This is a genomic window from Delftia sp. DT-2, assembly GCF_028401915.1.
Classification (GTDB): domain Bacteria; phylum Pseudomonadota; class Gammaproteobacteria; order Burkholderiales; family Burkholderiaceae_C; genus Comamonas; species Comamonas tsuruhatensis.
Genome location: NZ_JAQOTI010000020.1, coordinates 19,490 through 32,892, shown reverse-complemented (window position 1 = coordinate 32,892; position 13,403 = coordinate 19,490). Strand labels below are relative to the sequence as shown.

Genomic DNA, 13,403 nt, shown 5'->3' with positions numbered 1-13,403 from the left:
AAACTAGTTCTTGAGGTAGGCGTCCAGCACCATGCGATTCCAGTTGGCCGAGCCGACCAGGGAATCGCCGAGCTTCTCGGCCGTCGCCACCACGGCGCTTTGCTGCTGCTGCAGCGCCTTGACCCGGTCGCCCAGGCTTGCCATGGACGAACTCAGGCGGCTGCCCGTGGACAGTGCATCGTTGGCGCTGTTTTCCACCGCCTTGCCAATGCCGGCCAGGGCCGAGGTCACGCCTGCGGGATCTGTGGCCATGGACTTTTCCAGGGCCTTGGCGTCCACCGCCAGCGTGCCGTCCTGGCGCTGGACGATGCCGATCCTGGCCAGGCTGGGCGAAGTCGCGCTGCCCGTGACACTCATGATGGCCGCACGCAGCTCGCGCAGCGCGCGGGTGGCACCCACATCGGTGGTGGAGCCGGCGGCCGCGCTGGCATTGCCCTTGGCCGCGCTGGCGTTGTAGCGCGCCACCAGCTTTTCCAGCGCACCTTGAACCGACTGGGTGGTGCTGGTCGCCGTGAGGGCCGCCATCTCCTTGCCCGCCGTGGCCAGATCCACCAGGGACGACTTGAACTGCCCCAGCGCCGACAGCGAGGTAGAGCCCGCCTGGGCCTGGGCCGCAATGCGCTCGTGTGCCTTGGACAGCGAAGGCGCCAGCTTGCGGACTTTCTCCGCTTCGGTGGTCTCCGTCTTGGTGCTGTCCGTCTTCGTGGCGCCGGCCTGCGCATCGCTCTTCTTAATGGCCGAGTCCGAAGCCGTCTGCGCCGTGGTGCTGCTGTTGAGCCTGGACTGGGCTCGGGCCAACAGGCTTTGCACATTCAGGTTGTCGGTTCTGATGCTCATGTTCTCTTCCCTGTAAGTTTGCGGATGGTGCGGGCGCAGGGCCCGTCCACGGTTTGGCAGGGAGACTACCGGGACGCCGCCGCCGCAATGCAGGGATAAGCGGGCCGCTTACCCGCGACTTGCAGCCTTTGCCGGGCCGGATGCACGCGCGCCTTCCCCCAGCGAGCCGTGCGCCCATGAAAAAGGGCCTCCGAAGAGGCCCGTTCCACACATCCCGACCATCAGGCCGTCTGCTGCAGGGCTCCGTAGCGCTCGCGCGCCGTCTGCAGCATGTAGAAGGTGATGCGCTTGACCTCGGCACGGCTGTCGGCGATGTGCTGCTTCAGGCAGGACTGGGCCAGCGCGGCATCGCCGGCCTCGATGGCGGCAAGAATGGCGGCATGGTCGTCATAGGTTGCCGAGACGCGCGGCAGCTTGATCACATCCAGGCGGCGGATGATGCGGATGCGCTCTGTAATGTCCAGGTGGATGCGCGCCATCTCCTGGTTGCCGGTCGCGGCCACCAGGCCGGTATGGAAGGCCTCGTCCAGCGAGGCCACGACGGCGGGGTCGGTCTCGCGCTGCTCCTCCGGCACGCACCAGACTTCGCGCAGCGGCTGCAATGACTGCAGCGATTCGCCCACCAGGCTGGCCACGGCGCTGGTCTCCATCAGGGTGCGCACCTCGTACAGATCCTCGAAGTACTTGAAGTCGAAGGCCTTGATCTGCCATCCGCTCTTGAAGTGCACATCCACATAGCCATCGCGCTGCAACCAGAACAGCGCCTGGCGCACGGGCGTGCGGCTGACCTGCATGCGCGTGGCGATCTCGCCTTCGCTGAAACGGTCGCCAGGCAGCAGGCGGAAATCGAAGATGTCGTTCTTCAGGCAGGCGTAGATCTGCGCAGCCAGCGAATGCGCGCTGCTCGCAGGGCCCTGGCGCGTCTCGCACACCGGCGAGGAAACAACCGCGATGCTCATGCGACTGCCACGCCCGCTGGAGCACGCAGGCCTTGCCGCTGGCCGCCGCCAGGGGCTGGCAACGACATGCCCGGAGCCCTGAAGAAGGGCCAGGCCTTGCCTTCGACACCGGACTCGCGCATGGCCGAAGACAGGGTATACGCCGACCGCAGCAGCAATACCATTGCCTGATTTGCGATCAGGCAATGGGCAATGGTCCATTCACGCATTTAGTACTCTTTCTTGTACACAAGTTGGCAGTGGGATTTATTAAAGAAACGAATTGCGTTTTAATAATTGGACCTACAAGAATATCCTCGACAACGGCCGATCTTCGTGTATGCTCCGCGACTTGCCGCCGCAAAGGCCATACACACCATAGCGTTTGGCAACCCCCGGCACCAGACATTCAAAGTGACTGGACCAACACCAACAGGAACCCACTCGCGGTAATCCTGCGCATATTTGCGCCAATCCATTTTTTCCAGAGAGTTTCTGCACACACCTGGTGCAACGAGCACATCAATTTCCCCATGCCTGCGGCCATGGGTTTGTGTATTTGTTAAATATTGCAAGATATTGAGGCATTCAGCCTCTGACAGGAATGGAAGGCGGCCTTCTGTCAAGGAACTGACATGTGAATCTGCTAGCAGCGGCCTTGTAAATGCAGAGACAAGGCACGTCCTGCCCGATATTCCATCCACCGCTCGATTCCAGCTTTCCATACTGGAAAGCCTCCATCGATGGATGGAGGCCATATTCCCGCGCATCCACGGCAAACCCACGCCGGATGCATCCGACGCGGGTTTGCCGCAGCAGCAAGCCTGCGCAAGAAGACTCAGGCTTCGCGGTTTTCCTTGATGTTGAAGCCCATCTGGCTCTCGGCGCCCTTGCCGCCCTGGTTGGTCTGTTCCCAGTACTGGGTCTTGACCTTGGCAGCCTGGAACGAGTAGTTGACAGTCACGGTGTCAGAGGAGTTGGCGCCGCTGACGGTCACGTTCGTCACCATGACGTCGGTCAGGGTGATCTTGGTGAACTCGATCTGCGAGCCGCCGGCCTTGCACAGCGAGATGTCGACCTGGCCCAGGTGCTTGCCCGTGGCGCAGTGCTTGAGCACGGCGGGGTAGCACTTGTCCACCTTGGCGATGACGTTCAGGTCATGGAAGCTCACCTTGCCGGCGCCGGCACCGCCGCCGCTGGCCATGGTGTTGGGCTGGGTCGCGCCCCAGGTGAAGGAGTCGATGTCGGTCCAGCCCTTGTGGTTGGAATCCTGGGATTCGCCACTGGCGCCCTCGACCTTCATGAACATATCAACGGACATTGCACACCTCTCGAATTAATGGATTAAACGTTCGCATGCAACCCAATAGACCGACTGCATCGGATGGTTCACACGCGAACAAAGGGGAAAACCACTCCCGGGTAGAGCGCACGAAACCGATTCACTGAACATGTGATTCAGATCAGTGCGGCGCATACCCTGGATGGTCAAGGAATTTATTGACAATCGCCTGCAATCCTCACTGTCGTGAACCGCCCTCCTTTGTTGGAGCCGCGATGATAGTGGATAAGATCGGAAAAATACAAACAATTGGCCCGACTGAATTGTTACGGCCGATACATCTGAAAAAAAATGTATCCATCGCTTATCCATTCGATACGTGTCATGGCTTTTTGCAGAACTCAAGCTACACTCACGCCGCATTCGGAGTCCGATTGAAATACGATCTTGTATTCATGACGAGTCCATGACGTTCGTCTTTGGCCCCCGGCTTCAGACAATTGGCTGATCGAGGAAAACCAGCGGTTGCATAGACAGATTGCCGGTGCGATGCCGGCTTTGTGCTTGTCCAATGGCCTCGAACAGATTCGGCACCCTGGCACTGCGACAGACCTCGCCCGCCAGCGTGTGAAACAACATCTTGGGTGGGATTGCATGGATAGCGAAGCAGCATGTTCGACCAACTGCCTTCCGGCAGGTGTCCAGATTGGCGAATACCGCGTGCTAGATGTCATCGGCGAAGGCGGTTTCGGCATCGTCTACAAGGCCCGTGACCTCTCTCTGGACCGCGAGGTCGCGATCAAGGAGTACATGCCTTCGGCACTGGCCGGACGGCAAAGCTCCCATCAGGTGCATGTGCGCTCGCAGCACCGTGGCGCCTTCGACGCCGGGCTGCGCAGCTTCATCAACGAGGCCCGCCTGCTGGCGCGCTTCTCCCACCCCACCCTGGTGCATGTCTACCGCTTCTTCGAAGCCGGCGGCACGGCCTACATGGTGATGCGCCACTACGAGGGCCAGACGCTGGGCCAGGTGCTGAAGGCATCGTCCGGCCGCATGGATCAGGCCGGGCTCAGCGCGCTGCTGATCCCCTTGCTGGACGTGCTGGAAGTGCTGCATGCGCAAGACTGCTTTCACCGCGACATCGCGCCGGACAACATCTTCGTGCAGCGCGATGGCAGCCCCGTGCTGCTGGATTTCGGCGCCGCGCGCCGCATCATCGGCGACATGACCCAGGCGCTGACCATGGTGCTCAAGCCCGGTTTTGCGCCCATCGAGCAATACGTGGACGACGGCGCCATGCCCCAGGGCGCGTGGACGGACATCTACCAGGTCGGCGCACTGATCCACCAGGCCGCCACGGGCCGCATCCCGGCCACCTCGGTCGCGCGCATGGTCACCGATCCCATGCAGCCGCTGACCTCCGAACAGGTCCCGGGCTACTCCGACGCTTTCCTGCAGGGCATGCAACGGGCGCTGGCCGTTCGCCCCCAGGACCGCCCCCAATCCATTGCCGAGCTGCGCAGCCTGCTGGGCCTGTCCACCGACGCCCGGGCAGCGCCTGCGCCGGGGGAACCCAGCCCCATCTACATCCCGATCACGCCGCCTGCGTCCGTACAGGCCGCCATGGCCACCCAGTCGGCAGCCGTGCAGGCGCCGCGCTTCGTGCCGATCACGGAAATCTTCGTTCCTGCAGCAGCGCCGCAGGCAGCGCCCGCGACCACGGTCATGCCCGTGCCTGCGGTCCCTCCTGTCGCCACGGTCGCACCGGTGCCGCCCGCTCCCACCGCGCCTGGGGGTTTGGCAACAGGCGGCCCTGTCCAGCCATCTGCAGCCGCAGCCGCGCCCCAGATGACGCCTCAGGCATCTGCCGCCGATCCCATGGGCCTGGACAACGGTCCGTACATCGACATCGACCAGGCACTGCCCCCCGCTCAGCCTGCGCAGCCCCCGGTTCAGGCGCAGGCGCCTGCATCCCAACAGCCCGCCTCCGCACCCGCCGTTCAGGGCGCGCCCGCAGGGGTGCAGCCTCCGGCCGCTGCCGTCCAGGCAGTGCCCAAGGCCAGGCGCAGCGGCATGGCCGTGCCGATGGCCATCGGCGCCCTGGTGCTGGCGGCCATCGCGGGCGGCGGCGTGCTGTGGTACGACCATTCCCAGGACCAGGCCCGTGCCAAGACCCTGGCAGCCCGCGACAGCCTGGCATGGCAGCAGGCGCAAAGCCAGTCCAGCCTGGCCCGCCTGCAGGACTACCTGGACAGCTTCCCCGAAGGACAGCACCGCACCGAGGCCCAGGCGCTGCTCAAGCAGTTGCTCAACGAGGCCTCGCTGGCCTCCACGGAGCAGGTGCAGCCGATGACCCCGCCGGAGCAGGCCGCGCTGGCTGAACTCCCCCCTTCCCAGCCCGAGCAAGGGGCGCCCGTCGCCCCCGTCACGGTGGCCGCGGTGCCCGAGCCGTTGCCCACCGAGCCGCCCAAGACCGAAGCCCGCCCCGCCAAGCCCGCAGCGGCCACAGGCAAGGTGGTGTTCCGGGTCGTGCCCTGGGGCTATGTCTCCGTGAACCGCGCCCCGGCACGGACCAGCCCGCCGCTGACCCAGATGGAGTTGCCGGAGGGCGAGTACCGCATCGACATCAGCAACCCGGGTGCGGCCTCTACGGTGACCAAGACCATCACGGTCACCAAGGGCGAGTCGGTGACCGTGAACCATCTTTTCGAATGAGCGCGGCGCATGGCTCGACTGATGAACCACCGCTGGCGATGGATGCTGTGCACTGCAGTGCTCGGCCTGCCCTGCCTGGCGCATTCCCAGGCGGCATGCGAGGAGGCCGCGCCGGCCCAAACCGGCTCGGCAGGACGCCCGCAGCTGGCGCAGGGCATTGCGCTGTTCGAGGCGCGCGACCTGGCCCAGGCCGAGCGTGCGCTGCAGGCTGCGCTGTTTGGCGGGCTGGCGGATCCCATGGAGCGGGCCTCCGCCCACAAGTACCTGGCCTACACCTATTGCACGCACAAGGAATGGGCGCGCTGCGAGGCCGCCTTCGACGCCGCGTTCGCCGCCCACCCCGGCTTTGCGCTGCAGGTCTACGAGACCACGGGTACGCCGTGGCGGGACGCCTACAGCCGCGCCCAGGAACGCTGGACCCAGCGCTGCCCTGCCGCGCAACGGCTGCGCGTGGCAACCGCAGCACCCACGGCCGGCGGCTTTGCACTGAACAGCCGCGTGATCACATCGATCACCGCACTGACATCGGGCTCGGCCCCGGTGCGCTCCGCCGCACTGGCCGCACGGCCTGAGACGCCACGGACAGATCACAACCTGCGCCTGAGGGTCAACCCCTGGGCCAACGTGCTGATCAACGGCAAGCCGTCCGGCGTCACCCCTCCCGTCGTGCTGCTCAAGCTGGCGCCAGGCTCCCACACGGTGGAACTGCGCAACCCCGGCTTCGAGAGCTATCGGCAGGTGATCCGCATCACCGACGGCCAGTCGGTGACCCTTTCCCATGACTTTGATGCCCGATGACCATGTCCATGCATATCCCTCACTCCCTCCAGCGCCTGACCCTTGCCCTTGCCGTTGCCTTCGGGCTGGCCGCCTGCGAAACCGCACCCAAGCCGGTGGAGCCCGAGCCAGCACCGCCCGTGGTGCAGGCGCCTGTCGAGCCCGTCAAGCCCGTGGACCCGGTGGTGATCAAGGAGCAGGAGCTGGTCGAGGCCATCCAGCTCTACGTGGATGGCCGCTACGAGGATGCCATCACGGCCCTGACGCCCCTGTCCACCGCGCAGGAGCTGCCGATGAGCAGCCAGGTCAAGGCGCTCAAGTACATCGCCTTCAGCCACTGCGTGGAAGGCCGCCGCAAGCCCTGCCGGCAGCACTTCGACATGGCCCTGGCCCTGGACCCCACCTTCCAGCTGACCGAGGCCGAAAAGGGCCATCCCACCTGGGGCCGGGAATTCAACAATGCCCGCGCCGCGCTGCGCAACAAGCGCCCGGCGCCAGCGCGCAAGGCCTCCTGAGGCCTGCCGAGGCCCCCGACGCTTCCTGAAAACTGCCTAGCCTAAGACTCCATGGACAAAATCGAACTCAGGGTCGTGGACCACGATGGCGTTGCGGTCGACCGCCACTGGCATGCCGTATTCGGCATGGCAGGCGGCACGATCGGACGCAGTGGCCAGAACAAGCTCATCATCTCGGATCCGGACGCTTCCGTGGCGCGCGTGCACGCCATGGTCAGGCTCGATTCCGAGGGAGCCTTTGTTGCGAACCTGAGCGAGCGTGATCCCATCTGGGTGGCAGACCAGCCCGTGCGCTCGGGCCAGGAAGTGGCCCTGACACTGGGCGCGCGCATCCGCATCGGCGCCTACACCCTGGCCGCCGTGGCGCCGGGCACCCCTTTCGAGGCACCGGCCTCGCCCGGTGCAGCCGTGCCGGCGCCTGCCAGCGCAGCATTTGCAGCGGCTGTGACGCCCTCAGCACCTTCTGCGCCCTCAGCACCCTCAACGCCATCGGCTCCCTCGCCGGTCACGGCAATCCCACAGCCACCGATCCAGCAGCCCCTCGCAGTTGACAGCCCGCTGCAGCCGCAAGCAACGGGGCCGGCAGAAGCTGCGCCACTGGCAGACGTTCTGCCTCCAGCCGCCGCCGGCATCGCCGATCCCTGGGAAGGCCTGACGGCGCTGAGCCTGGATGACATCCAGACCCCGCCTGCGCCTTCTGCCCAGAGTGCAATCCCCCCCGAGCAAGCGGCCATGGCGATGCCGCAGCCGGCCAGGCCGCAGCATCGCCCGCTGCTGATTCCCAATGATTTCGACCCCTTTGCACCGCCGCCCGAGCAGGCTCGGCAGCAGGAAGAAGGCTGGGCCGGCCTGCCCTCGCACGGCAAGGGCGAGCTGATTCAGCAGCGCCATGACGGCATGGTCCAAACGCTTCCCCTCAAGGGCCTGAGCACCGAGGCACTGCATGACGCCTCCCATACCGGCCTGCCTTCGTGCTTCGAGGCATCGCAAAAGCTCGATCCGCTCGCGCTGTTCGACCAGGGCGGCCTGCCCGCCGACGCAGCGCCGCTGCAACAGGCATCGGGCCGGGGCTCCGAGCTGGGCCAGGCCTTCAACCTGCCGCGCATGCAGCCGCCTGCGCAGCCTGCTGCGCAGGGTGCAGCGGCGCCGGCCCAGCCGGCCGGCCTGGAGCAGTCATTGGCGCCTGCAGCGCAGACACAGCAACCTGTACAGGTACAGGCCGCACCAACTGCCGTACCAGTTGCCGTACCAGTTGCCGTACCAGCTCCCTTACCTGCCGCTGCACCAGTTGCTGCACCGATGGCCACGGCCCCCGCTGCCGCGACGGCCCCCGAAATCCCCGCCGAGCCCGTCGTGCTCGACGGACTGCTGCCCACCAACGGGCTGGACCTGGACATCTTCCAGTCCGGCGCAGGCCAAGCTGCGCCAGCCATCGTTTCTGCCGCAAGCGCTGCCGCCGCTCCCGCCAACACCAGCTCCAGCTCCAGCGCCCACTTCAACGCAGCCTCCAGCATCCTCGGCCAGGGCGCCGCCGCCATTCCCGTCGGCACCCTGCCCTGCACCGCCGCGCCTGTCGATGCTCCGGTGCAGCCCCAGCCGGCCGCCAACGCCGCCAGCGCCGCCCACGCCGACCTGCAGGCCCTGGCCACGGCCTTCATGGAAGGCGCGGGCCTGAACCCGGCCAAGACCCATTTCGAGGTCACGCCCGAATTCATGCGCACCTTCGGCGAAGCCCTGCGGATTGCCGTGCAGGGCACCATCGACCTGCTGGCGGCGCGCTCCGAGATCAAGCGCGAGTTCCGTGCCGGCGTCACCATCATTGCCACGGGCGCCAACAATCCGCTCAAGTTCCTGCCCAATTCCGAGGGCGTGCTCATGCAGATGGTCCACCAGACCTTCCCGGGCTTCATGAAGCCGCTGCCCGCCATGCAGGACGCCTTCCAGGATCTGCACGTGCACCAGCTGGCCCTGATGGCCGGCATCCGCGCCGCCTATGCCGAGGCCCTGACCCGGTTCGATCCGACCGAGCTGGAGCGCCGCACCGAAACCAACCCCGGCCTGCTGGACAAGCTGCTGACCAATGGCCGCAAGGCTGCGCTGTGGGACGACTACAAGCACAACTTCGACGTGCTGCGCCGCCATGCCGAGGACGATCTGATGGCCTTCTCGGGCCGCACCTTCGTCGAGGCCTACGAAAACGCCGAGCAGTCCGTGAAAGGCCAGCCGTGATCGCCTACCTCGACGGAGACGGCCACCGCTACAGCATCCAGGTGGCCAGCGCATCCCACAGCGGCAGGCGTTCCAGCAACGAAGACGCCATGGGCCTGATGGACCTGGGCGCCGGCGGCCTGTGCTGCACCCTGGCCGATGGGGCTGGCGGGCACGGGCATGGCGAACTTGCCGCCCAGCTCACGGTCCAGGCCGTGCTGGAGGGCTTCCGGGAGAACCCGCTGTTCGCCCCTGCCAGCCTGGCCTCCCTGATTTCCCAGGCGGAGCACCGCGTCAGCGGCCAGCAGTCCACCTCGGCCTCGCGCATGCACATGAGCGCCACCGTGGTGGTGCTGTGCATCGACCCCGGGCAGGGCCGCGCCCTGTGGGCGCACTGGGGCGACTCGCGCCTGTACTGGTTCCGCGCAGGCCGCATGCACCTGCGCACCGAAGACCACAGCCTGGTGCAGCAGCTGCTGCACGCCGGCCTGTACGAAGAGAACGACCCGCGCCGCCTGCCCAACCGCAACGTCCTGGCCGGCGCCATCGGTGCCGAAGGCCAGGTGCCGCCCAGCATCCGCTCCGCCGCCGTGGCCCTGGAGCCCGGCGATGTCTTTTTGCTGTGCTCGGACGGCCTTTGGGAGGGCATGCACGAGTCGGAAATGGAGCAGCTGCTGGCCGCGAGCCAGCGCCCCGACGAATGGATACAGCGCATGGTCGGCCGCGTCGTATCCAGCGGCAATCCGCACCAGGACAACCTCAGCGCGCTGACGGTGTGGATCTGCCCGCGTGACACCAATGACTGATATCGAGACAGGAGAAGCCATGTGGAAATCGCATGCACCGCATGTACCGCAAGCGCGCCGTCAGGCGCTGCAAACGCTGGGCGCCTTGGGCCTGGGCACGGCAATGGCGGCCGGCCTGGCCGGCTGCGGCTCCCTCAATCCCCTGAGCCGCGCGCCTGAAGTGGCGCCCACGGCCGTGCCCGCCGCCGTGTTCGAGGTGGTGGCCGACATGGACATCAACCCCGACCGCGAAGGCATCCCCAAGCCCGTGCTGCTGCGCATCTACGAGCTGCGCGCCTCCGCCGCCTTCGACCGCGCCGGCTTCTTCGACCTGCAGGACAAGGACGACGGCCAGCTGGGCAGCGACTTCGTGCGGCGCGAGGAATTCCTGATCGCGCCCGGCCAACGCCAGGTGATTGAGCGCAAGGGCAACCCCGATGTGCGCGCCTTCGGCCTGTTCGCCGCCTACCGCGATCTGGAGCGCAGCACCTGGCGCGCCTCGGCCGCCGCGCCCAACTCCGTGGAGCTGCGCAGGCGGTGGTGGGGCATGGGCTCCACCGAAAAGCTGCAGCCCGTGCGCTACCAGGTGCACCTGACCCGCGAGGAGGTCACCGTGCGCATCCAACCCGCATCCCAATAAACGCACATCTATCCACCATGGTCTGGCAACGCAAAGTCATCTGGGCCGAAGGCATGTTCCTTCGGCCCCAGCACTTCCAGCAGCAGGAGCGCTTCCTGTTCCGGCAACTGCAGTCGCGCAGCCTGCCGGGACAGCCCTTTTTCTGGGGCTTCTCGGAACTGGAGCTGGACACCGATCTGCTGCGCATGGGCAAGCTGGGCATACGCTCGGCACACGGCGTGCTGCCCGACGGCACGCCGTTCCAGCTGCCGGGCGACGACGAGGCGCCCACCCCGCTGGACATCGGCAAGGACCTCAAGGACGTGGTGGTGCACCTGGCCCTGCCGCTGCGCCGCCTGTCGGGCAGCGAGGTCACCTTTGGTGAAGGCACGCAAAGCCCCGCGCGCTATCTCGGTGACGTGACCGAAGTGGCGGACAGCAACGACGTGGGCGCCCAGCCCGCCGAGGTGCAGCTGGGCCGGCTGCGCCTGAGCCTGCGCCCCGCCCACGAGCTGACCGAAGGCTGGGTCAGCCTGCCCGTGGCCCATGTGGTCGAGCGCCAGGCCAGCGGAGGCGTGCTGCTGGAGCCCGGCTTCATTCCCACCGTGGTCAACAACGGGCCCAGCTCGGTGCTCAATACCTTCTGCAAGGAAATCCACGGCCTGCTGCGCCAGCGCGGCGAGGTTCTGGCCCAGCGCATGATCCAGCCCGAGCGCGGCGGCATCGGCGAGGTCGGCGACTTCCTGCTGCTGCAGCTCATCAACCACTGGACGGGCGCCGCCCAGCACTGGGTGCGCACCGGCAGCATCCATCCCGAGCGCCTGTTCGAGGAACTGCTGCGCCTGGCCGCCGAGCTGACCACCTTCGACCACGAGCGCCGCCGCCCCGAGGTGCTGCCCGTCTATGACCACGACGACCTGCGGCGCAGCTTTCCGCCACTGATGCTGGAGCTGCGGCGCAGCCTGTCCTCGGTGCTGGAGCAAAACGCCATCCAGATCCCGCTGCACGACCGCCAATACGGCGTGCGCGTGGCGCTGATCCCGTCCACCGAGCTGCTGACCACCTGCGACTTCGTGCTGGCCGCCCATGCCCAGACCACGCCGGAATTCCTGCGTACCCACTTCCCCACCCAGACCAAGCTGGGCCCGGTGGAGCGCATACGCGACCTGGTGAACCTGCACCTGCCCGGCGTCACGCTGCGGCCGCTGCCCATCGCCCCGCGCGAGATCCCCTACCACGCGGGCTACAACTATTTCGAGGTGGACACCACGCACGATCTGTGGAACCAGCTGCAAAGCTCCGGCGGCCTTGCCATGCACGTCTCCGGTGAATTCCCCGACCTGCAGCTGGAGTTCTGGGCCATCCGCCGCTGACGGCGCGACGCATCTTCCGACATGAACAGTTCCAACATCAGCCACCAAATGCCCTGGGGGAGAGACGGCGACGCGGGCCGAGCCGAAGGCGCAGCCAGCGGCGCAACCGCGCCTGCCGGTCAGGAGCCGCTGCGCTCCAACCTGCCCGACGTGGTCAGCGGCGGCAACCCGCTGGTGGCCGCCGCCAACCAGCTGCTGAACCTCATCCCCCAGATCCGCGCCATGGTCACCAACGAAGACCCGCGCGCGCTGCAGCAGCTGCTGCTCGAACACATACGCGAGTTCGAGCAGCGTGCCGGCGCCAGCGGCGTGCCCATGGAAACCATCATCGGCGCGCGCTACTGCATCTGCACCGTGCTCGACGAAACCGCCGCCCAGACGCCCTGGGGCAGCGCAGGTATCTGGCCTCACTACAGCCTGCTCGTGGCCCTGCACAACGAAACCTGGGGCGGCGAGAAGTTCTTCCAGCTGCTGGCCCGGCTGGTGCAGACGCCGCACCAGCACATCGACCTCATCGAGCTGCTGTACTACTGCGTGATGCTGGGCTTCGAAGGCCGCTACCGCGTGATCGACAACGGCCGCGCCCAGCTGGAGACGCTCAAGGCGCGCCTGCTGCAGCTCATCGAATCGACGCGCGGCGACCGCAGCAGCCTGCTGTCCGTGCACTGGCGCGGCGTGCAGCGCCTGGCCTCGCCGCCCTGGGCCATGGTGCCGCTGTGGGTGGCGGCAGCCATCACGCTGCTGCTGGCGTTCTTCATCTACCTGTGGTTCAGCTACCGGCTGTCCAACAGCTCGGACGATCTGTTCGCCGCCATCAACGAGATCCGGTTCCCGCGCACCTCGGCGGCTGCCACCGTGGCCACCATCAAGCCGCGGCTGCGCCAGTTCCTGGAGCCCGAAATCCGCGAAGGCCTGGTCAGCGTGCGCGACGAAGCCGACCGCAGCACCGTCATCCTGCGCGGCGACGGCCTGTTCGACCCGGCTGCCACCGTCGTCAAGCCCCGCTACGTGCAGGTCATCCACCGCGTGGCCGCGGCGCTGGACGAAGTGCCGGGCAAGGTCATCGTCAATGGCTACACCGACAACCTGCCCATACGCACGGCACGCTTCCCCTCCAACTGGAACCTGTCGCAGGAGCGCGCCCAGGCCGTGTCCCAGATGCTGGGCGGCTCGCTGCGCGACCGCCAGCGCCTGCATGCCGAGGGCCGTGCCGACAGCGACCCCGTCGCCCCCAACAACACGGCCGAAGGCCGGGCGCTGAACCGGCGGGTGGAAATCGTCCTGCTGGTCGCGCCCCAGCAGCGTGACCAGCAACTGCAGGCCCTGCCTGCCGCACCCGAGACCAGGAACTGAC

At 66.7% G+C, this 13,403-nt stretch carries 12 protein-coding genes; 8 read left to right on the top strand and 4 right to left on the bottom strand.

What is annotated here, in order from left to right; genetic code table 11:
- Positions 1-3: 3 nt before the first annotated feature.
- From fliD to PO605_RS27145, 4 genes are all read right to left on the bottom strand, one after another.
- Positions 4-837, bottom strand: coding sequence for a flagellar filament capping protein FliD (gene fliD, locus PO605_RS27160; RefSeq protein ID WP_017407064.1), 834 nt, complete (start codon positions 835-837; stop codon positions 4-6).
- Positions 838-1,058: 221 nt separating this feature from the next.
- Positions 1,059-1,796: a GntR family transcriptional regulator gene (locus PO605_RS27155; RefSeq protein ID WP_016453385.1), complete on the bottom strand. Its 738-nt coding sequence runs from the start codon at positions 1,794-1,796 to the stop codon at positions 1,059-1,061.
- On the bottom strand, positions 1,793-2,005 hold the full coding sequence (locus tag PO605_RS27150) for a hypothetical protein (RefSeq protein ID WP_126311363.1): 213 nt from the start codon (positions 2,003-2,005) through the stop codon (positions 1,793-1,795). The genes PO605_RS27155 and PO605_RS27150 overlap by 4 nt, the downstream gene beginning before the upstream one ends.
- A gap of 608 nt (positions 2,006-2,613) precedes the next feature.
- Complete coding sequence (locus tag PO605_RS27145) at positions 2,614-3,096, bottom strand: Hcp family type VI secretion system effector (RefSeq protein WP_016446977.1); 483 nt, start codon at positions 3,094-3,096, stop codon at positions 2,614-2,616.
- A 615-nt stretch (positions 3,097-3,711) separates the two neighbouring features.
- Here PO605_RS27145 and PO605_RS27140 point away from each other — a divergent pair.
- The 8 genes from PO605_RS27140 to PO605_RS27105 are packed head-to-tail and all read left to right on the top strand — an operon-like array spanning position 3,712 to position 13,402.
- Positions 3,712-5,772 carry a serine/threonine-protein kinase gene (locus tag PO605_RS27140; protein WP_047474211.1) on the top strand — a complete coding sequence of 687 codons (2,061 nt, stop codon included), beginning with the start codon at positions 3,712-3,714 and terminating at the stop codon, positions 5,770-5,772.
- Positions 5,773-5,781: 9 nt separating this feature from the next.
- Complete coding sequence (locus PO605_RS27135) at positions 5,782-6,570, top strand: PEGA domain-containing protein (protein WP_047474210.1); 789 nt, start codon at positions 5,782-5,784, stop codon at positions 6,568-6,570.
- 8 nt (positions 6,571-6,578) lie between these two features.
- A complete protein-coding gene (locus tag PO605_RS27130; protein WP_223275220.1) occupies positions 6,579-7,064 on the top strand; it encodes a TssQ family T6SS-associated lipoprotein in 486 nt (161 codons plus the stop codon).
- A gap of 51 nt (positions 7,065-7,115) precedes the next feature.
- A complete protein-coding gene (gene tagH, locus PO605_RS27125; RefSeq protein WP_272207187.1) occupies positions 7,116-9,293 on the top strand; it encodes a type VI secretion system-associated FHA domain protein TagH in 2,178 nt (725 codons plus the stop codon).
- A complete protein-coding gene (locus PO605_RS27120) occupies positions 9,290-10,078 on the top strand; it encodes a PP2C family protein-serine/threonine phosphatase (protein ID WP_046240040.1) in 789 nt (262 codons plus the stop codon). The genes tagH and PO605_RS27120 overlap by 4 nt, the downstream gene beginning before the upstream one ends.
- A gap of 19 nt (positions 10,079-10,097) precedes the next feature.
- On the top strand, positions 10,098-10,697 hold the full coding sequence (gene tssJ, locus PO605_RS27115) for a type VI secretion system lipoprotein TssJ (protein WP_272207186.1): 600 nt from the start codon (positions 10,098-10,100) through the stop codon (positions 10,695-10,697).
- Between the two features lie 17 nt (positions 10,698-10,714).
- Complete coding sequence (gene tssK, locus PO605_RS27110) at positions 10,715-12,049, top strand: type VI secretion system baseplate subunit TssK (protein ID WP_272207185.1); 1,335 nt, start codon at positions 10,715-10,717, stop codon at positions 12,047-12,049.
- 21 nt (positions 12,050-12,070) lie between these two features.
- The gene (locus PO605_RS27105) at positions 12,071-13,402 is read left to right on the top strand and encodes a DotU family type VI secretion system protein (protein ID WP_043790650.1); all 1,332 of its coding nucleotides are present in this window, start codon (positions 12,071-12,073) and stop codon (positions 13,400-13,402) included.
- Position 13,403 lies beyond the last annotated feature (1 nt).